Annotated in this window: 16 protein-coding genes; 10 read left to right on the top strand and 6 right to left on the bottom strand. The window is 38.3% G+C overall.

What is annotated here, in order from left to right:
* Positions 1–68 precede the first annotated feature (68 nt).
* Complete coding sequence (locus tag ABJL82_RS08925) at positions 69–1,715, bottom strand: peptide chain release factor 3 (protein ID WP_347274384.1); 1,647 nt, start codon at positions 1,713–1,715, stop codon at positions 69–71.
* A 537-nt stretch (positions 1,716–2,252) separates the two neighbouring features.
* Between ABJL82_RS08925 and ABJL82_RS08930 the strand changes: the two genes are divergently transcribed.
* Positions 2,253–2,957 carry an HAD family hydrolase gene (locus tag ABJL82_RS08930; RefSeq protein WP_347274385.1) on the top strand — a complete coding sequence of 235 codons (705 nt, stop codon included), beginning with the start codon at positions 2,253–2,255 and terminating at the stop codon, positions 2,955–2,957.
* Positions 2,958–3,101: 144 nt separating this feature from the next.
* Here ABJL82_RS08930 and ABJL82_RS08935 read toward each other — a convergent pair whose 3' ends face one another.
* Positions 3,102–3,575, bottom strand: a complete 474-nt coding sequence (locus ABJL82_RS08935; RefSeq protein WP_347274386.1) for a 3-hydroxyacyl-ACP dehydratase FabZ family protein — start codon at positions 3,573–3,575, stop codon at positions 3,102–3,104.
* A gap of 362 nt (positions 3,576–3,937) precedes the next feature.
* On the opposite strand from ABJL82_RS08935, the gene rplM reads away from it, so the two are divergent.
* Together rplM and rpsI are read left to right on the top strand one after the other, a co-directional pair.
* Complete coding sequence (gene rplM, locus ABJL82_RS08940) at positions 3,938–4,372, top strand: 50S ribosomal protein L13 (protein WP_099326118.1); 435 nt, start codon at positions 3,938–3,940, stop codon at positions 4,370–4,372.
* Between the two features lie 9 nt (positions 4,373–4,381).
* Positions 4,382–4,777, top strand: coding sequence for a 30S ribosomal protein S9 (rpsI, locus tag ABJL82_RS08945; RefSeq protein WP_347274387.1), 396 nt, complete (start codon positions 4,382–4,384; stop codon positions 4,775–4,777).
* Between the two features lie 176 nt (positions 4,778–4,953).
* On the opposite strand, the gene ABJL82_RS08950 is transcribed toward rpsI, so the two are convergent.
* Both ABJL82_RS08950 and ABJL82_RS08955 read right to left on the bottom strand, forming a co-directional pair.
* Complete coding sequence (locus tag ABJL82_RS08950) at positions 4,954–5,886, bottom strand: NAD-dependent epimerase/dehydratase family protein (RefSeq protein ID WP_347274388.1); 933 nt, start codon at positions 5,884–5,886, stop codon at positions 4,954–4,956.
* Positions 5,887–6,142: 256 nt separating this feature from the next.
* The gene (locus ABJL82_RS08955; RefSeq protein ID WP_347274389.1) at positions 6,143–7,783 is read right to left on the bottom strand and encodes an ATP-binding protein; all 1,641 of its coding nucleotides are present in this window, start codon (positions 7,781–7,783) and stop codon (positions 6,143–6,145) included.
* Positions 7,784–8,344: 561 nt separating this feature from the next.
* Between ABJL82_RS08955 and ABJL82_RS08960 the strand changes: the two genes are divergently transcribed.
* Together ABJL82_RS08960 and ABJL82_RS08965 are read left to right on the top strand one after the other, a co-directional pair.
* A complete protein-coding gene (locus ABJL82_RS08960; protein WP_347274390.1) occupies positions 8,345–10,477 on the top strand; it encodes an HDOD domain-containing protein in 2,133 nt (710 codons plus the stop codon).
* A gap of 225 nt (positions 10,478–10,702) precedes the next feature.
* Complete coding sequence (locus tag ABJL82_RS08965) at positions 10,703–12,904, top strand: EAL domain-containing protein (protein WP_347274391.1); 2,202 nt, start codon at positions 10,703–10,705, stop codon at positions 12,902–12,904.
* Between the two features lie 766 nt (positions 12,905–13,670).
* Here the strand turns inward: ABJL82_RS08965 and ABJL82_RS08970 are convergent.
* The gene (locus ABJL82_RS08970) at positions 13,671–15,188 is read right to left on the bottom strand and encodes a sensor domain-containing diguanylate cyclase (protein WP_347274392.1); all 1,518 of its coding nucleotides are present in this window, start codon (positions 15,186–15,188) and stop codon (positions 13,671–13,673) included.
* Between the two features lie 233 nt (positions 15,189–15,421).
* The gene (locus ABJL82_RS08975) at positions 15,422–15,670 is read right to left on the bottom strand and encodes a hypothetical protein (protein WP_347274393.1); all 249 of its coding nucleotides are present in this window, start codon (positions 15,668–15,670) and stop codon (positions 15,422–15,424) included.
* Between the two features lie 528 nt (positions 15,671–16,198).
* Here ABJL82_RS08975 and ABJL82_RS08980 point away from each other — a divergent pair.
* From ABJL82_RS08980 to ABJL82_RS09000, 5 genes are all read left to right on the top strand, one after another.
* Entirely contained in the window at positions 16,199–16,618 is a 420-nt protein-coding gene (locus tag ABJL82_RS08980; protein ID WP_347274394.1) for a hypothetical protein, read from the top strand.
* Between the two features lie 246 nt (positions 16,619–16,864).
* Entirely contained in the window at positions 16,865–18,313 is a 1,449-nt protein-coding gene (locus tag ABJL82_RS08985) for a sugar transferase (RefSeq protein WP_347274395.1), read from the top strand.
* A 329-nt stretch (positions 18,314–18,642) separates the two neighbouring features.
* The gene (locus ABJL82_RS08990; protein ID WP_347274396.1) at positions 18,643–19,275 is read left to right on the top strand and encodes a LuxR C-terminal-related transcriptional regulator; all 633 of its coding nucleotides are present in this window, start codon (positions 18,643–18,645) and stop codon (positions 19,273–19,275) included.
* Between the two features lie 2 nt (positions 19,276–19,277).
* The gene (locus ABJL82_RS08995; protein WP_347274397.1) at positions 19,278–19,886 is read left to right on the top strand and encodes a helix-turn-helix transcriptional regulator; all 609 of its coding nucleotides are present in this window, start codon (positions 19,278–19,280) and stop codon (positions 19,884–19,886) included.
* Between the two features lie 612 nt (positions 19,887–20,498).
* The coding region (locus tag ABJL82_RS09000) for a GAF domain-containing protein (protein ID WP_347274398.1) at positions 20,499–21,625 on the top strand (1,127 nt) is incomplete at its 3' end.

Raw genomic sequence — 21,625 nt, forward strand, 5'->3', positions numbered from 1 at the left:
TGTAGTCACACGGTATAAGGCATGAGGGGAAACATCTGATCATCGATATATTTTTTAAAAATCCCTTTTTATTTTGTTTTATTGGGTGATTCTAAAAGCCTTATCAAAGGATTCTTTTCCGAAAAATATTTTAATGACCACTCAGACGGGAAAAGAATAACCATCCGGCCTTGTTCATCCGTACCTAACGCAGCACCATGCGGTAAAGACCGTTTTAAATCCGTATCGTTCAAAGGTGCATCCAGCCATCTGAGAACTTCCCATGGCATGGACTCTAATCTGGATTCAACCCCATATTCATCCTTAAGGCGATACTGCATAACTTCAAATTGCAAAGGCCCCACCGCCCCTAAAAGGAGGAGATTGCTCCTATGATCCTGCAAATGAAACACCTGCACAATATCCTCGGCAAGAAGATGTTCCACGCCTTTGCGAAAAGATTTATAACTTGATGACAAAGAATTATGCAAAAAAGCGAAACACTCCGGAGCGAACCGCGGAATTTCCTCGAAAACCAGGTTTGGATCCGTGCTTATTGTGTCTCCGACACGAAAATCCGCTCTCGTTACAAAACCGATGATATCACCCGGATAAGCTTCCCAGGCTATTTCCCGGTTGCGGCCAAAAACACTATGGCAACCGGATAATCTTATTTCTTTTCCAAGTCGCACGTGGTTTATAATCATATCGCGATAGAATCTTCCGGAACAAACTCTTACAAAAACCATTCTATCCCTGTGCAGTGGGTTCATGTTAGTTTGGACTTTAAAAACAAACCCGGAAAAGTGAAGATTATCCAACGGTATCCAACCACTTATTGCTTTTCTGGGGGAAGGACCAGCCGAATACTCCAGGAACCCTCTTAAAAGAAGCTCCACACCAAAATTATTAGCCGCACTTCCGAAAAAAACCGGTGTTGTCTTTCCATGAAGAACGGCATCCCGTTCAAAACCCCCGTGCGCATCATCCAGGAGCGCTATTTCTTCTACAACTTCGTTGTATGTTTGCTCGCTTAGGATGTCTTTTACCAAATGATCCCGAATATCCCGAATCGACACAGGCGCTTTATACTCCCCTGCCGGCACCCTTTCAAACAGATGTACTTCTTTCCTGAGCCTGTCATAAACGCCTTTAAAATCCTGTCCGTTTCCCAATGGCCAGACAACAGGAAAGGCATGCAGGTTCAGCACTTTCTCCAATTGGTCTATCAACTCCAAAGGGGTCATTGACGGACGGTCAAGCTTGTTCATAAACGTAAAGATGGGAATACCACGCTTTCTGCATATCTCGAAGAGTTTACGGGTTTGACTCTCGATCCCTTTTCCGGCATCGATGACCATAATTACTGCATCAACCGCCATCAATACGCGATACGTATCTTCCGAAAAATCTTTATGGCCTGGTGTATCAAGCAAATTCAGTCTGTAGTTCCCGTAATCAAACTGGAGAACAGTGGATGAAATAGAAATCCCTCGTTTTTTCTCAATATCCATCCAGTCCGAGGCTGTATCACGCTGTTTTTTCTTTGCTGTAACAGAGCCCGCCAGTTCTAAAGCCCCGCCATATAATAAAAGTTTCTCTGTTAACGTTGTTTTACCCGCGTCCGGATGCGAAATAATCGCAAATGTACGACGTCGCGATGCTTCCCGCTGTATCTCTTCGCTCATACTTTTTAATTTAGTGTCCGTAATTACCGTTTGAGTTGAATTATCCATAATAATATAATATTATAATCAAGAATCTAATATCTTCTGTTTAAAAACGCTTTTTCTCACTTTCAATACCTTTACTTACCTGACATAGTCGCCTGGATATTTGCAAATATCAATATGGAGATAGCCCACAATCGGCAAACTTTAAAACATAAAATCCTTTTTAGTTCTGAAAAACTAAATTAAAAACCTTGTAATACTATGAGCTTTTTTTCAAAAAAACTAACGTATTACAAAACTTCTAAATATTGGGAATAAAAAGGAAACCACTGAATGCATGAGGTGCTGGTTGATTTTAAGGCGGAAGTTACAGGCGAGGACGGAATTTCTATTTTCTGCTCCAAATAAAATCCTTCATGTTGTGGCATTTTTACAAACAAAGAACTGATAGGAAATTGTTTTTACATTTTTATAAGATTACAACAAAAATGAAGAAAATGGCAAGGTTTTTTTAATTCCTACCGCTGCATAGATATTTGATAAAATTTTACCGGTCATCGGGGAGCGGCCTATTTGGCGCAAGATGCAGGTCATAAACACATGGAAAATGATCTATCAGGAATAAAGGCCGTTATTTTTGATCTTGACGATACGCTGTATGATTGCAGTGGCACATTAATCGTCAGGGGAAGACGGCAGGTTGCAAAAACTATCGCTAAATTAATAAGTTGTAGCGAAGAAGAAGCGTTCCGGTTACAAAATGATTTAGAGGAGAAGCACGGTACAAAATGCAATGTTTATGACTACATTGTTGCAATGTATAATCTTCCTCCTTCTTGTGGCAAAAGGTTGTTAGATGAATATATATGTGTTGAAATATCTGATATTACACTATTTCCATGCGTAATAGAAACGCTTATTCAACTTAAAAAACAGAAATACATGTTATTTCTTGTTACATCGGGAGAAATGCTTGTCCAAAAGAACAAAATTAATGCGCTCGGATTGGGAAATAATTATTTTGATAAAATATTGATTGTAGAAAGGGATGGGGAAAAGAAAAAAAAAGATTATTTTAAGGAAATCATGCAGCACAGTAATCTGAGAGCGGAAGAAATTATTTGTGTGGGGGACAAGATAGATGATGAAATCGCTGCCGGAAAAACTTTAGGCATGATTACAATTTTATTCGAACATGGAAGGCATTATAGGGCATTTTTACAGAATAAGGGTATGCAAATTAAACCGGACTATACCATAAAAAATATAGCGGATGTTTTGGAATTAGTTCGCAGACCAGTATAATTTCTTTATTGTATTTTAGCCTGGGATTTTTGCTAATAAATGTATTGAGAAATGGAAGATCGATTTTATTACAATGTGTTATTGTGGGCGAAAAGTTTTACCACCACTCTCTCAAATGTATCAACGATAGTATTTTGCCTTTGCCTACACGACCATTCCAATTATAACTCCTTCGAACACAAGTTTTCCGTTAACGACTCCCTGTGTATCAAAAATTGCCCTGCGTGGCCTTAATTCTTTATTCTTAGCAATAAGTATGAGGTTGTCGCCCGGCACAACTTTCCCGCGAAATTTTACATCATTTATCCCTCCAAAGCCTAGGAAGCGGGCGTCTTTCGTTGTCTTCATATAATAATATGTACATAGTTGGGCGGCAGCTTCAAGCATCATCACACCAGGCATGAGCGGGCGGTTTGGTATATGTCCTCTTATCCAAAATTCATTCATTGAAACAGTTTTGTAACCCACGATCAGTTTCTGTTCAGGGTCAAATTGTAAAATGCCGCTAAGCTGTTCCATTTCGTACCTGTGCGGAATTATGCTGCGTATTCCCTCTATATCTACGATAGTGTTGTTTAAATCCAGGGTATTTAAATTTATAAAAATATCATTTGGCACAGTAAAAAATCCTATTGAAAAGTTGATAACTGATATTACAATAAAAATGTACGTACTTATGTTAAATGCTATTGCTGTATAGGTCAAATGAAAATTAAATCAAAATGGCATTTTAAAATGCCATTGACATTTAAGGCAAAATTTGATAAACGTTTATAGTATCTTATCGCCACAAATTGATGTTGAACTTCTGTGCTTTATCAGGGGCTAAACCAAGAACAGGGGTTTTCTGGTTTACCGGAGGGTATAACATTTGAAAATATAAGGGATTTTATCAATTAAGTTGCATTTTTAATTTATAAAGAGGCGCCTTATACCGATAAGGCGTTTTTTATTTTTGAAATATTCAGGGATACAAAGCAATGAAAACTTATATGGCAAAAAAAGAAGAGGTGAAGCGGGATTGGTATATTGTTGATGCTGAGGATAAGGTGCTTGGCAGAATTTTAACAACGATATCCCGGGTGTTGCAAGGTAAACATAAACCGGAATACACGCCTTACATTGATGTAGGAGACTTTGTTATAATTACAAATGCAAGTAAGGTGAAGCTTACCGGGAAAAAAATGCAGGAAAAAATTCATTATTATGTAACGGGATATCAGGGTGGATTGAGAAAACGCATGGTGGGAAATACGCTTAAAACAACACCGGAAAAAATACTGAATCGCTCCATAAGGCTAATGTTGCCAAAAACAAGATTGGGAAAATCAATGCTGAAAAAAGTAAAAATATATAAAGATGCAAATCACCCGCATCAGGCTCAACAACCAAAAGAGTTAACAATTAGAAATTAAGGGAGAAATATGGTTACAGAACAGTATGTATGGGGAACAGGAAGGCGCAAGACTTCGGTTGCTAGCGTTAGAATAAAAAAAGGAACAGGTAAAGTAACCGTGAATAAGCGTGATATTAATGAATACTTTCCTGTTGACCGCCATAAAGGGGTAGTTTTGAACCCATTTAAGGTCACTAAAACACTGGGTGGATATGATGTACTGGTAAATGTAAGGGGAGGCGGGATAAGCGGTCAGGCAGGGGCGGTATGTATGGGTATTGCACGCGCAATGACAAAGATTGACTCTGCCCTGGCAGATGACTTACGTGAAAATGGCCTTTTGACGCGTGACAGCAGGATGAAAGAGCGCAAAAAGTATGGGCGAAAGGGCGCAAGGAAGAGTTTCCAGTGGACGAAACGATAATATCCCATTATCCAGGTTGTTTTTTATTAAAAACAACCTGTTAGCAAGAGATATTTCCGCATGGCAAAATATCTTTTTGGATATAGCTTTTTATAAAAGACGGGGAATTACTGTTCCATTAATTATTATAAATCTTTCGTGGTATATTACTGGGTATGGATGCCATACCCAGATAATTAAGCGTTATTTAATTGCTTATAGTAATGAGTGGCCAGTTTAATCCCCTCTTTAAAATTGATTTTTGGCGTCCAATGAAGTATTTTCATTGCCTTCGTGCTATCAAGGCATATACGTTCTATTTCTCCATTCCGTTTATTTCCGAAAATAGGCTCTATTTTTGAATTTAAGGCATCCCGAATAGCCTGAAAAACAGCCAAATCGGAAATTTCCAGCCCCCATCCTAAATTAAAGATTTCGCCATTCCCTTCTTTTTCCAATGCTTTAAGATTTGCCTCAATAATATCTGCTACAAAAACATAGTCCCTCGTTTTACTGCCATCCCCAAAAATTGTCGGGCGTTTGTTATTTAAAATATGTTCGCTGAAAATAGCTACAACGCCTGCTTCTCCATACGGTGATTGTCTTGGGCCATAAACATTTGGGTATCTAAGTATCGTGAAGTTCATATGGTATAATTTGTTAAAAACGGACAAATAATGTTCTACCGTGTGCTTGCTTACTCCATATTGGGAAAGAGGTTCAATTGGTGATTCCTCCGTTACAGGCATGCGCTTTGGTTCTCCATAGACTGCCCCTCCCGTAGAAGCGTAAATAAATTTCTTTACTTGGTATTTCATCGATAATTGACAAAGATTCAGTGACCCGAGTATGTTTATATTTGCATCGTAAGCCGGCATTTCTACCGATTTACGCACATCAGCATGCGCAGCATGGTGATTTATGACATCAGGTCTTTCCTTATCTAAGATATCTGCCAATGCAGCGGCATTACAAATATCCACTTTGTAAAACCGTGCCTTGGGATTAATGTTTTCTTCTCTTCCCGTGGAAAGATTATCAACAATTATTACGTCGTGTCCTTTGGCAATTAAGTTATCCACTAAATGAGAAGCGATAAAGCCTGCACCTCCAGTGACAAGTATTTTCATTAATCCTCCCCAGCCCTCTTTATGCTGCAGAAAAGTAAACAGCGTATTATGCACATTTTTATAATATACTCAAGATGCTCAAAAGACGAATTACAAATTTATGAACGGTTTAAGTATAGATACAGAGAACATGTTCGTCAAGCAAAGTATGTTATTTAAACAAGGTCTGTTCTGCTTCTATGAGAAAGAGTTTCGGTGTAACAAAGGAGACATGGAAGCACATCGATATCAGATGAAGAAACCCTGCTAAAGGTGTTTATACATTGATACGCAGGGGTATTGTAAATGAAAATTTGGTGCCTTTGTTTGGTTCGCTTTCCGCCCAGATAGAGCCTCCATGATATTCAACGATCTGTTTGCATATCGGGAGGCCCAGACCGGTGCCGCTCGGTTTATTGGTAAGCGTATCGCCCACTTGTTTGAATTTGTCAAAAATTTTTTCAAGATTTTCAGGTGCAATCCCTACGCCTGTGTCCATTACGGTAACCTGGATTTTATTCTCTGTTTGTTTTGCATGGCATGAGATGGCGCCTTTGTCGGTAAATTTTATTGCATTGGAAATGAGGTTTATCACGACTTGTATAAACCTGTTTTTATCGCCGTAAAAATCGGGTATATTTTTTTCAATATCAACATTCAGCGCAAGGCCTTTTTGTTCTATAAGGGCAGTGGTCGCCGCTGTAGCATTCATAATTACTTCTGTTACTGAAGTCTGATGCCTTTTCCATTCAATTTTGCCTGCTTCAATCTTCGCCAGGTCAAGCACGTCATTAATCAAATTTGTTAGCCTCTCTCCTTCCGAGAGTATAATATTAATATTTTCCTTTATCTGTTGTATAGCCTTTTGTGATTTTATGGCGTTCGTTTCGATTTGCGGAAAGATGAAGGTATCTAATCGTTTTTTAATAATGTTCGTGAATCCAATGATTGCAGTGAGCGGGGTTCTGAGTTCATGTGATACGGTAGATAAGAATCCGGATTTTGCTTTATCGAGATCTTGTAATTTTTGATTAGCATCCTTGAGTTCACGTGTTCTGTCTTCAACTTTTTGTTGCAGGGTGTGACTGTACTCTTCCAGTTTTTCATACGAAGCCTTCAGGTTATTTGACATTTCAATAAATGACGCTGCAAGTATGCCAATTTCATCTTTTGAAGTGATTTTAAGATTTGAAGCGGCAGTAAAATTGCCATTAGCCAATAAACGGGCGGATTCTGTCAATTTCATAATAGGTTTAGAGAGTCGGGTTGATAATATATAGACAATTATTACACCAACTACAACGAATAAAACGGAGGTAAGGACAGACCGAAGAACCATTTCCTCTATTTTCTTTCGTATTTCATTCCTTGAATTTAATATTTCGTTGTTGAGGGTATTCAGGGAAAAGCCGAGGCGCAGTGTCCCCCATTGTTCGGTACTTACGCTTATTGGGATAATGATTTCCATGAACGAAGTAGTATTTCTTGAAAATTCATAGATAGTTGGGGCTCTCCGGCTTGCCGCAAACAAATCTTCCTCCCCTGAAAGTTTTTCCTGCTGTAATTCAGGATGTAATGTATGGGTGTACACCATGCAGGAGGAATCCATCAGGATAATGTAATCCAACTCCTGGTATTCATGTACTGTTTTGTTTAGTATTTCAGCGGCATTGGAGAAATTATATGACGCGATATTGTTTTCCGTTTGTCTTGCCAGATTGTCTGATAAGATCTTCCCTTTTTCTACAAGATTATTTTTCATCAGCTCGATTCTGCGTCCGAATTCCTTTTTCAGGACTATTTTTTGAGTGGAAATCTGAATAAAGGTTAAAACGGTCAACAAGCCGACAATCAAGCTTATCATTGTTATAAGCAATTTTATGCGTATACTATTTTTCGTGGAATGATTTTTCTTCATATGACAGCACTCTTTATGTGATTAAAAAGTACAGGTAGCATTAAAGTATTGAATTGAATTGAATTGAATTGAATTGAATTGTATTGGTAACTATTTAGTTTTTTAAAAAGCAAAAAACGCTCTTTCTCAGTCTCCGGCCTGGGAACGAAATTACATTGAAAGATCTCGCTTCCATTTAACAAAAGTTATCCTGTTCAAACTTCGTAAGTGGTTAACTGGTTAATGTTTTTCGAAAAATAGATTTATTTGACTATATTATCCCTATTTTTCCCATGCGTGTAAACTGATAAATACGTCTTGTATATAATCTGGTATCAAATCAATTCGCCCGGAACTGTCTCGACGTGACTTTCTCTTTTCTATCATCTTCTTTGTGCTTTTCGCCTGCCTGTACGTCGCACGCAGACAGGCGCCTTTGTGTGAAAAAAGGATTTTCAGGTGAAAACTCCTATACAATTAAAGTAAAACAGAAAATGCTTGCAATTTTATTCAGTTTTGCTTTAATACCCACCAAGTCTAAATACAGAAACACTTTCTGATATTTTTTAACGACAATAGCACATGCCGCCAACCATCGATCAAGCGTCGCAAAATATTTTGAATGAGTTGCATGGATTTAACCCCCCATCGCTTCCACAAAGTTTGTTGCAACTTCTCCATGCCTGCCAGATAAATGATACCTCATTTCAAGAGATTGCAGAACTTATCCGCAGAGAAACCGCTCTCTGCGCTCAGGTAATCAGTCTTGCTAATTCGGCTTTTTACGGCCGCCGAAGAGGAATAACCAGCATTGACAAGGCCCTGATAGCGCTTGGCATAGAAACGCTGAAGACGATTGCTATGACAACCGCAGTACATCAATTTTTCTCAGGTTTTAATGCTGAAAAGACCTCCTTTCTTAAAACATTCTGGCGACGTTCACTTACCGGCGCGATGCTTGCCAAGTCCCTTTCTGCATTAACCGGATACAACTACCCCGATGAAGCTTATCTGACAGGCCTTCTCCTTAATGTAGGACAGCTCGTCTTAATAAGTTGTTATCCGGAAAGATATATGGAGATTACCCACAGTGCAAAGGACGATGACGATCTTGTAATTATAGAAAAAAAGGATATGGGAGTTACTCACTGCGAAGTGGGTTTTTGGCTTGTGAATAGCTGGAATCTGGAGAATTTTGCTGCAGATGCGATCCTCTATCATCACGAACCGGCGCATTCAATTTTAGATGCGCATCACCTTGTAAAAATAGTTAATTTAGCCGGCGTACTTAGCAGCGAAAATGACATAAACCGGCAATTAACGATTGAAACGGCAGACTATCTGTTCGGGCTGACGGCTCCTATGGTGAGGGAAATTACCGGTAGCGCCGAAAGAGAAGTGCAGCTCATTGCAAATTCAATGGATATTGTTGCCGGAAAGAATACCCACACAGGAAAGATTGAAGACCCGGATCAAAACAAACATGCCCAACTTGCGAAAGAAATAAAGCATATCAGCCTCATAAATTCCGCGAAAAACCAGCTCCTGCAGGCAAGAAGTACAGCAGATTTGCTGGAACACATCAGGGTTGCCATTAAGCTTTTGTTTGGACAGGATAATTGTCATATATTTCTTTACGATGCATCCGACAATACCTTAAAAGCCAACCTTTACGGAAACGGCAATGAGTTTGTAAAAAGACAGGAGGAATTTTTAATCGTTGTTGAATCCGGCAGAAGCCTGGTTGCAAACGCCTTGTTACAAAACCGCATAACTTCGTCTTTCACTGAAAATGCCTCCAAACTGAGTATTATCGACCGGCAACTGATACGACTATCACACTCTGACGGAATAGTATGCCTGCCGCTCGTGGCAGACAATGAATTTATAGGCGCGTTAGTTATCGGCGCAGATAAAAACTATCAGAATTGCCATAATGATCAACAGCGACTATTAGAGCTTTTTGCGGTTGAGACAGGACTCTTTATCAAAAAGTTTGAATCAAATATTTCAGGGAAAAAACCCGCCTCAAATACCGAATCCCATGAATTGTCAAAAAAAATGAGAGAAATAATACACGAAGCCAGTAACCCTTTATGTATTGTTAAAATCTATTTGGAAACATTAGGGCATAAACTGAAAAGTGATTCGAATATTCAAAAAGAGCTGCAAATTATAAAAGAAGAAATTGACCGGACAGGTAAAATTCTTTTGCAGTTTTCTGACGTTGATTCCGGCACGGTTGAAAATGGAGGTATCGATGTAAACACATTGATTAGTGATACCTTTCTCATTTTTAAACAATCCTTGTTCATTACCAATAACATTGAGTATCAACTTGACCTTGATACATCAATGCTGCCTATTCAAACAAATGGGACTGCCCTGAAACAAGTACTGATAAACCTCCTAAAAAACGCTGTAGAAACCATGCAGAAAAGTGGGCAAATCCACGCATCGACAAGAGACAATGTTAGTATAGACGGAAAGCCTTTCGTTGAAATAATAATAAAGGACAACGGGCCTGGCATACCAGAACATATCCTTAAGAGACTCTTTACGCCCGTGCATAGTACAAAGGGAACAAACCATTCCGGACTCGGACTTAGCATTGTAAAAAACCTGGTTTCTTCAATGAATGGTTCTATTAACTGCAAGAGTTCAAAGACAGGGACTGCATTTACAATTTACCTGCCGGGACGGACGGTAACATAAAAACACAGGGGGCATATATTGCCTGAAAATTACTGCTGACACAGGGAAAACGCACCCTCTTAAAAAGCAGAAAGAAAACATATTGTTCTTCTGTTAAAGGTATTTGATAAAAGGCCAGGCATGCTATGGTATCTGACTTTCGGTATGGCAGGCAAGCAGACGGTTATATCACACGGAGCTATGCCCCCTTACAGAAGGCAACCGTAATTTAGCAAGGTATATACTATGAATCCACAGCCAATATATCAAAATTTAACGGCAGGAAATGACTTTCACGATATCCATATCCTTATAGTAGATGATGACCCCGGAATGCTGGAAAGTGTTAAACAGCTTTTGGAAATCCACAAATATTGCGTCACCACTATCAAAGGTGGTTCTCAGGCCTGCCAGGCGCTTTCGGTAACATCATACGACCTCTTATTGCTGGACCTTAACCTTAACCTTAACCTTAACGGCATATCCGGCTATGACGTCATGAATTTTATGAATGACCATTCAATTAAAACGCCTGTCATTGTAATCAGCGGAAATACCTCGTTTGCTTCCGTCAGCAAGGCAATACAAACCGGAGCCTTGGATTACATTAAAAAACCCTATGACCCGGAAGAGCTGCTGGTGAAAATTAAAAATACCACCACCAAAATACAGAGGGAAGAGCTAAACATAAAAATGCAGCGTCATCTGAAGAAATCTGAGGTGCTTCACAGGTACATTGTCAATAATTCTCCGGACATAATCTGTACGATCGATCATGAAAGACGGATCATGTTTATAAATACTAAAATTGAAAATCTTTTAGGATATAAGCCTCAGGAACTGATAGGCAAACTATACTCCGAACTTGTTTGCCCGGAAGACGTTGAAAAGCTAAATGTATTTGTAAAAGAAAAAATAGCGCGTAGCTCTGGAAATTGCCCGCCCGATAAAATAGAGATATGCCTTGTACCAAAAGGGAATTATTTTAAAAGACGTTATTTCGAGCTTACGCTATTTCCTGTTGAATTGAATTTGCTTGGATTCCAGCCAAAAAACAGAAATATTTCAGGCGAAAAATTATTTGGCGTCTACGCAATCGCCCATGATATTACGGAAAGAAAAGAGGCGAAAGAATACATACACTTTCAAGCCTGCCACGATTTATTAACTAAATTGCCAAATCGGGCATCTTTTGAAGAAAGGGGCCGTCTGGCCGTAAACAAGGCAAGGCAAAATAATGGTATTATAGCGGTCTTGTTTCTCGACCTGGACAGATTCAAAACAATTAATGATTCACTTGGTCATGCAATGGGAGACCGATTGCTTCAATCGGTAACGCAGAGACTGGAATCCTGTCTTCGAAAATACGATACTTTATCCCGATTTGGTGCGGACGAATTCATGCTGCTGCTCCCGGAAATAAACGCACCTGAAAATGCCGGCCAGGTGGCGTTAAAAATTACTGACATAATGCATACACCTTTTGTCATTGGTGGTCAGGAGATTTTTGGCGGTGTCAGCATCGGTATTTCTGTTTTTCCGGAACATGGAGAAACGATTGAACAGCTTATTCAAAATGCGGAAATCGCTATGTATCAGGCAAAAGGCCGGGGGAAAAAGGGCGTTCAGTTCTTTGATAAAGGAATGAATACTTCAAGCCCTCACCGTTTAGCAATGGAAAGGGATTTAAGATGGGCTTTGAAAAACAATGAATTTGAAATTGTTTATCAACCGCAAATAACAATCAGTACCGGAAAGGTAATTGGTTTTGAGGCACTTGTTCGATGGAATCATCCTGAAAAAGGGAAAATTCGCCCTTGCGAGTTTATTCCTATTGCCGAAGAAACAAAACTAATAGAGGATTTAGGCGAATGGATTATTCACCAAGCATGTTGTGAAGTCAGAGAGTGGATTAAAAAAGGCCATGATACCTTTCGCCTGTCTATTAATATTTCTCCCCTGCAGATTGAAAACCCCCATTTTGTAGAAAATTTCGTGCATATGCTTGGTATATGCCAATTCCCAGGGAAAAATATGGAAATCGAACTGACGGAAAGTATATTAATGGCCGATCTGGAACATATAGCACAAATACTGAATCATCTTCATAAACACTCGATAACAGTTGCTATAGACGATTTTGGAATTGGATATTCATCATTATCGTACATACAAAAACTCCCCATCCATACGCTTAAAATTGACCAATCATTTATGCAGAGCATCCAAAATGAAACAGATGAATCCTGCCTGGTTAATGCCATAATCGCTATGGGAAAAGGACTCCATTTGTGCACCGTCGCTGAAGGGGTAGAAACCATGACTCAAATTAAATACTTACAGAATCAAGGCTGCGATGCTGTTCAGGGGTATTATTTTGGGGAACCGCAGTTGGGAGAAAAATGTCTTCGTCTTCTGGAAGAAACCACCTTCATTACCTCAACATAGTGTTTAGTGAAAGCTTTGTAATATCCTAAGCTGGCATAGCCGAAACCAAACAAGTACGAAGCACGAAATACGAAACAAATTCCAAAATACAAAATCCCAATGAAAAAAACTAAAATGTTACAAAATGTAGCGTTTAAGTATATCTTTACTTTGGTCATTTATTAAACCGTTAAAATAAATTGCCAAAAAACACATTCCGGCGGAGTATGTTTCCCTAACAATTAATCCGTGTGATTTTATTAAGTACGTTTCATTATTGATTGGAATAAAAAGGACAAAATTAAGTATCTTGTCAGGCAAGTAATTGTAACGTGCTATTGTTTTACAACATATGCCACTGAGACTAAGATTTATCACTTCTGCTTTAAATAGGGTATCATCAAAATAAAGCTCCAACCGGGTATTTGAATCGATTCTTTTATATTTTCTTTTTTCAAAGGATATCATTATCACCTTACGCCTAAAAACAATGCCATGCATGGTGCGCTCTATAGACAATAATAAAGGCAACTTCTCTATAAGTTGAGGTTTTTATAATGATTTCTTCCGTTCACAGTCCTCAGACCACAATCTGCAATTCGCCGACTGTAGATTGCCGATTGCCGACTATACAGTATTCCCCATTAACAAAGAGTGCGAGGGGGTTGTTTACCGCAAGTTATTGAGAAGTTACTAATGTAGTGTTGCAAAATGTAAGGTTTTCTTATCGTTATAAAATACATTATCTACTTTTTTTCATATACAATAAATACCCTCTTTTGGGTGGTTATTTATTATTCGTTAATAAGGAGAAAATATATTTCCAATTGTTATGCCCATCTACTATCTCAGCGCCTATTCCGTATCTATTTTTATGAATTATGTTTATATGGGCAATTCTGACTGAAAAGGTCGACGGCAGGTAAACTTCAGAATCAACAACAACCCGGCAGGTAAATATTTCGTCTAATTCAGGTTTGAAATCAAGCTCCCCTTTGAATCCTCCCTTGCCGATATCGCCAATTACGCACATTCTCCAGTCATCTTCCGTTACTTTAATTTCAAAACATTGTACATTATTAATTTTTTTATCAACCCTCAATAATGTTTTAAATCTGCTAATCCGCCTGTTTACATTTTTGTACAGGAGAAGATTAACCTCTTCTTTGCTTAGCAATGAACTATGTTTAGTTTTTTTCCCGTTCTGATGAAAAGGCGGATTGTCTAATGTATTACTGATGACTCTATTACGGCCGCATGATTTGCCAATATAAAGATATTTATCCGCGGCGGATAAAATATGTTTTACAGAATTTCCATCCTCCGGATAGCCGGCAACACCAGCAGTTATTGTCACGTATTCCATCTTCCCTTCAACGACTTCTAACGACAAAATCCTTTTTACCACGTCCCTGAGTTTATCAATGACGATGGTAGCGCTGTTCTTGTCCATGCCTGGCAAAAGTATCGCAAATTCTTCCCCGCCATATCTGCTCACAATATCACTATATCTTACATTTGATTTCAGGATGTATGCTAATTTTTTAAGAATTTCATCTCCAAACAAATGCCCGTAGGTATCGTTATAGTATTTAAAGTGATCTATATCTATCATAGCGATTGAAAAATGTACGTTATGGCGTATTGCTTTACTATGCTCGAGATGACAACTGTCAAAAAAGAATTTCCTTTGGTAAAGCATGGTAAGGTCATCGTACATTGCGCCTTTTTCTGCTTTTTCGTAAAGTTCAATCCTCTCAATGGTATTTGCAATATTCAATGCCACCGTAATGAATAACTCCATATCTTCTTCGGTAAATGCATTTATTTCTTTCTTGTGTATGTTTAATAATCCCAGCATTCTGTTATTTTTGGAGCGCAATGGCAAAGATAAAAATGATCCGGTATTCTCCAGTTTTCCTTTATAAAAATATTGGTCGTTTTTCTTGCTTATGTCATTTAACAAAAGGGGTTTCCCCGTCCGGGCGGCGATGCAGGCATATTCCTCCCCCTTTTTAAAGGTGACGTCTTTCACCGCTTCAAAAATATCACTTCCCGTTTTAAATATCGTCAATTCATCGTTGTCCCCGTTATTTAACATGAAACAGAAGTCATCAATATAAAGATTATTCTTAAAAAAAGCGGCAGTATATTCAAATAATTCTTCAATTTTTACTGATAAATTCAAGTTCTCATTTAACAAGTAAAGCAGATAAAGCGAAAACACACCTTCTCTGGTGTTGTTCGCAACATTCTTATCAACGCCATACTTACCGTTGTGGTGTTTGTTTCTGTTTAATAGCATTTTTATGGTATTCGATAAATATTATTACGCTCCGCAAATCCTAAAAATAAAAGCACGCTGTTCTTCATATTGCACAATGTAAGGGCAGTTGCAAATCTCATACCTTGCCAAATTACTTTCCGGAAAAAAAGGGTAGCACCATTTAAAAGATCGCATACGAATTGTGCTTATATAGTTATGTTGAAACTTACACTAGCAAATGGACACCCCTGCTCGTTCAGGTCAGGTCAGATTTACAATACTACTCTCTTTTCAATCAGGGAATAATTAAGAAGGCATTGTATGCTGCCTTTAACATAACAAACGGATTGCGTAAAAAAAGCTTCATGCGATGAACCGTTTAATGCAATATTTGCGAGTGATACTGTTTCTCCGGAAATCCTTGCAACCAGCTTAATTGCCGGGAAACCCTTACAAACAAAAACGAGTGCAAGCAATAAGAGATGCGCAAAACGATGCACGGCACAATAGGAAAAAGACATAACCGTTTGGCATAGACGGAATTACTGTAAAACATTATTATGGTTGCAATTTTTGCGTAAACCATAGTGTTCTTTACCGCTGTTCACCAAAGAAGTAATAATTTATCCTCTTTCCCGAATCGTAATAAATTCTTATTTCTCTTCGTAAAGATTGCGCAAAGTATTTCACGTTGTGGTTCCTTTTTAATGGCTTAAATTCAGACATTCAATTACACAAACAATGCTCCCGAATGGCTTAATTCTCTGTGAATACGAGCGGTGAAGATGTTTTTTGAGAGATGGGAACTAAAAATTGCGCTGACAACAAATGGTCCTTTTCGTTTAAAAAAAGAGGAAAGATAGCCTCCTCCTATTCAATTGAGACCGCATTTACGCCCATGAAACAGCAACATACGGTTTGTTTTGGCACGTTAATTGTGATAGATAAATGCAGACGTTATTTAATGCCTGCGCCGTGTGTCACGATTCGGGACTTAGTATGGAATATGTATTCTCAAAAAGGCATAACTAAATTTAGAGGGGAACAATATGACGGTATCAGATGAATTGTATGACATGATTAAGTTGTTTGAAAGCAACAGACATCAGGAAATGAGAAAAGGGGATTTTTATAATCCCGCAAATTTGTGGTGCATGTGGATAAGAAAGGATTTGCAAACATGGAAGAAGTTTGTTGTGTGGTATCTCAGGGACTCCCTGGAAATATTAGAAAAAAGCGGCGGCAATTTTTGGGATTACTTCAATTCCCATAAAAATAATATACAAGAATTTGCAAATGAATGGGTCGTTGATGAAGAAAGAAATAGTTTTTATAGATTTTGCATTAATAAAATGAAAGACAATTACTTATTCTCCAAAACTCTTCTTTATACACAACATAGCCACAACCAAAAAGATCTTAACCAGAAAGCACACCTGGCACACGAAGAAAGTTTGCAAAAACTGTAATAGTTTAGATTTTTGAAAAAGTAGAAACTCTCGTTCCCAAGCGGCAAGGCATGCCTTGCCGCTTGGGAACGAGAGTATTAACATAGCCACTACCAAGCTCGTGACGATGCAATCGCTTCGTCCTGCAACTTTGAAACTCCTATACTATTACATTGTTTACGTTTTTATCGGGGTAGTACAACCATTGCATTATAAATATGAACTATTCATACACTTTTCTTGTAGGGATAACGGCAGGGAATTTATATGTTAAAAGAATATCACTTATTTTTCAGAAGGCTGATGATTTGTTTCGATTTATTTATCGTCACAATATCTTTTTTCATGTCCCCGTTTTTATTCAGCGACTACGGCAATGTTATTCAGCAGTTTGGCAGCTATTTCATACTATTGCCTGCGCTGTTGAGCGTGTGGGGGATATTTCTGCATAATTTTGGCATGTACGAATCTTTCAGAACAAAGAACATTACCGAAGTAATTTTTCCCGTAATAGAAACGGCTTTAGTGGGGGGAGGTCTTTTGGGAAGCTTTGTGTTCCTTGCAAAGATTCAAACGATAGGCAGTGAGCATTTGTTTTACTCTTTTTTCATGGCAACCATCTTATTATGCGGAGAAAAGGTTTCGCTTTTATTTTTTCTCCAGTATAAGCGTAAAAATGGCTTTAACACGAGAAACGTTTTAATTGTTGGTACTGGTAAAAGGGCGCAGCATTTTATAAACACAATCGGAAAAAATGTGGAATGGGGTATTAATGTTATCGGTCTTATTGATAACGATGCGACAAAAAAAAATACTGTAGTCTGCGGAAATAAAGTAATTGGCGCCGTTAAAGATATCCCTGTAATAATTCACAATACTGTCGTCGATGAAGTCCTGTTTGTTGTTCCCAGGTCATGGTTAAACACTGTGGAAGAAATGATTCGGTACTTGTGCGATATAGAGGGGTTAAAGGTGAGTGTGGCAGTGGATTTGTTTACACTTAATTTGGCAAGGACAAAGTATAGCCATGTAATCCCGGATACCATCGGTAAGACCAGGAGTTATCTGTCGGAATTTCCTTTGCTTGTTTTTGAAAGCGCTCCGGACAAACTATTGCAGCTTTTTATTAAACGTCTTATGGACATAATCTTTTCCGGAATAGCGCTTGTCTCGTTATTTCCAGTGTTTCTCATTGCAGCAATTGTAATAAAAACCACGTCAAGCGGTCCTTTATTTTTTACACAGAAGAGATGCAGTTTAAACGGGAGAGTCTTTAAACTGTACAAGTTCAGGACAATGATTGCAGATGCTGAAGCAAAACGGGGGGAGCTGTTAAAGAACAATGAAATGCAAGGGCCTGTCTTTAAGATGGCAAATGATCCGCGTGTGACAAAAATCGGAAAGTTTTTGCGCAAGTATAGTATCGATGAAATCCCGCAATTTTGGAATGTATTGAAAGGAGATATGAGTTTGGTAGGGCCTCGCCCACCCATTCCAAAGGAAGTTGATGAATATGAACCATGGCATAGAAGACGGTTGAGCATGAGACCGGGGTTAACCTGTATATGGCAAGTGTCTGGAAGAAATAAAATTACCGATTTTGATGAATGGATGCGGTTGGATTTGGAATATATTGACAAATGGTCAGTCTGGCTGGATTTTAAAATACTTTTTGGAACAGTGCCAGCGGTATTAGCAGGTTCCGGGGCGAAATGAACAAGTAGCGTAATGGTAGAAAGAAAACTGTTTTAACGTAACACTTTGGTTTTTTGAAAAATTCCAATAATAGCGCTGCTTACCGCATAGTGTAGGGGCGAAGCATTTGCCATAAACGGTTGCTGCTCGTTCCTCACTTGATATCTTAGCCCACTAAATTCTCATGTAGTGCGACGAACCTCGTCGCACTACAAATGACAATTTCCGGTTTCAAAAGACTGAAGCGTTACAAATGATTTGAAATTCTAAACGAGCGCCTCTTTTGTATTTCGCGCTTGTATGGGTCTGGTTTATCCATATTTGGAGAGGTTTGTAATAGGAGAAATAACATGAATAAAACATGTCATTATGATTATAATGATGTCGCAAATGGCAAGGCATTTATCTTTTACCGGCCAGGATATGATCGATATACCTCAAAGGTATTTTATAGTCCGGCGGCAAGAGATATTCTGGTGAGATCAGCTCTGGTCTGGACAAAAGGAAAAGAAGTTGCACCTGATATATCGTTATTTTGTGATAAATGGAAAAAATTGCTGGATAAAAAATTCGAAGAAATCGGAGGTGAATCAGAAAAGAAGCCCGAACCAACGTACTTTATCGATCTCATTAAGAGCCAGAAAAGGAGGTATGCCGTGCGGGGAACAATGCTTTCAGATTCGCCACAGAATATAAATCAGGCGGAATGGCCCCATTTGTTCATATTGGACAGAACGCATTCCGACCATGCGCATATCGCCAAAAGCTTCCGCAAATGGCATCTGAACAGACGGGAACAGGAAATCGTTCAATTGCTGCTTGACGACCACAGCAACAAAGAGATCGCTCTCGATCTTAATTTAAGCTGCAACACCATTAAAGGATATTTGAAACTTCTTATGCGAAAGCTTGATGTAAATAGCAGGGCAGGGATTATATCAAGGCTCCTCTATCTTAACAATCTTAACGTTAATTATTCTTAAGCATGGACAGCGCATTTGATTATTATTCTAAAGACGTGATTAAAAACGCTGCGTTTATTTTCTATCTTCCGGGAAATGGAAAAACAGCTCTGAATGTATTTTATAGCCCAATGGCTTTCGATATTCTGATGCGCTCACATACTGTAAGGAAGAAAGAAAAGGAATCTGCGTCTGATATATTATCATTTTGTGACAAATGGAAAAAATTGCTGGATAAAAAATTCGAAGAAATCGGGGGCGCCTTCAAAGAACGGACGGAGCAAGTTTCCTTTATTGATGTAATAAAAAGCCAGAAAAGATTTTATGCTGTTCAGGGGATTGTGCTTTCAGATTCGCCACAGAATATAAATCAGGCGGAATGGCCCCATTTGTTCATATTGGACAGAACGCATTCCGACCATGCGCATATCGCCAAAAGCTTCCGCAAATGGCATCTGAACAGACGGGAACAGGAAATCGTTCAATTGCTGCTTGGCGACCACAGCAACAAAGAGATCGCTCTCGATCTTAATTTGAGCTATAACACCATTAAAGGATATTTGAAACTTCTTATGCGAAAGCTTGACGTTAATAGCCGGACAGGAATCATATCAAAACTGCTGACGGAGTAGCAGCATCAATGTAATCTTTTGAAAGACGCATTTAAATTAAAGGGCGGCACTCAAACTTTTTTTATATTCCATATCGGTGCGCATATTCAAACAATCACGGACAAACAAAGTTTGTCCGTACTACCGTGAAAAGCGCATAAATAAAATGAAATTGTTATAAAATTAAATTATTCCTGCGACCTCTGGATGATTTCAGATTTGCAACCGTTCGGCTGAGCTCACGACGAAGCCTGAACCCCACGTCTCGTATTTTTAATCCCCCAATAATATCACTTCGTCTTGCTCATCCTCATCTTCATCCTTTCATCACAATTAAAGCAAAAAAACCGTTATTTAGTTTAAAAAACACACAGAATATATTTCCTAAAAAGCGGAAATATTTACACCATCCCCTCTAAAATATAGAAATTATTAACATTTCACCGCAAATTCCGTAGCGCTATAAATTCACCTATTTAATTTATTTTGAATAACTTATAAAAAACAATCCTTCCCATTCATTTTTACAAATCACATTTGGCATATATCTTGCGAAAGTAACAAAACAGATGAAATTGTTCTATAAGAATTACCAAGTTTAAATCCTAATCAGTGAGGAAAAACAATATGACAATGAATACGCTAAAAATGCCTGTTTATATCAAGCGATATGCAGAATCTTCCAAAGATTTAAATCCAGAGATACGGAAGGACCTTAAAAATGTACAGGAATCATTGTCTGATATTAAAAGACTTACCAGTTTATCTCATTTACTGCGTAACCCCGACGCCATAGGCATGAGAAACAATGCTTCTATTGCAAATATCAAGGACTTGAATGTTAAAGAGGTCGGCCACGCATTAATTTCACAAATAGAGGTAGATAGACTTTTCCCCCTCATGAATAACCTTACAATAAACGGCACAGGAAGCACAACCGGCATTATCGTTTTAATCAATAGCGATAACGAACTATTGCTAAAAGCTTCAGAAGGCATTGCGAATCATAACGTAAGCAATACATCGTTCAGGATAAATGACAACATCCTCAAATGGGTAATAAAAAATGGAAATCCACTTATTGTAAATGATATTAACAAAGATCCCCGTTTTAAACAGGATCAATCCGATTGGATTCTTGGCAAGACAATTCTTTGCGTTCCTATTAAAACAAAAGAGAAGGTCGTGGGAATTATAAGCGTAAGCAGTAAAAAATCAGGAGATGTTTATGGAGCAGACGATGTACGATTCTTGGAAACTATTGCAGCCTATGCTGCTATCGCTATTGGAAATTCTCATTTATCAGAAAGCTTAAAAAGCGGAAACGCGTTAGAACAACTTACATTAAATTATTATGATGAAAAAAACAGATATCTTCCCGCAACGTTAAGAAGTATTAAATCGGGCGCTTTTGCAGGATGCGATTTATATTTACAAACAATTGTAAATAATGAAGCCAAGCATTTGCTTTACTGCAAAGGTTTTAAATTGTTGGAAGACGAACGGAAAGAATCCTTCGTAAAGAAAAATATTAACAGAATATACGTCGCAAAAAATGGCACGGAACAATACCTTCGATATATGGAAACAAACATGGATCAGTTTGTTCGTGACGAAACAGTATCATTACAAGAAAGATCGCATATGCTCTATGATATTGCGTCAAATATAATAAAAGATGCCCACAAAAACATTGACATTAATGTCATTATTGAAAGAGCCCGGGATTGGACTACGACACTATTAGACTTTGTATTAGT

Source organism: Candidatus Kuenenia sp. (assembly GCF_039794105.1).
Lineage (GTDB): Bacteria > Planctomycetota > Brocadiia > Brocadiales > Brocadiaceae > Kuenenia.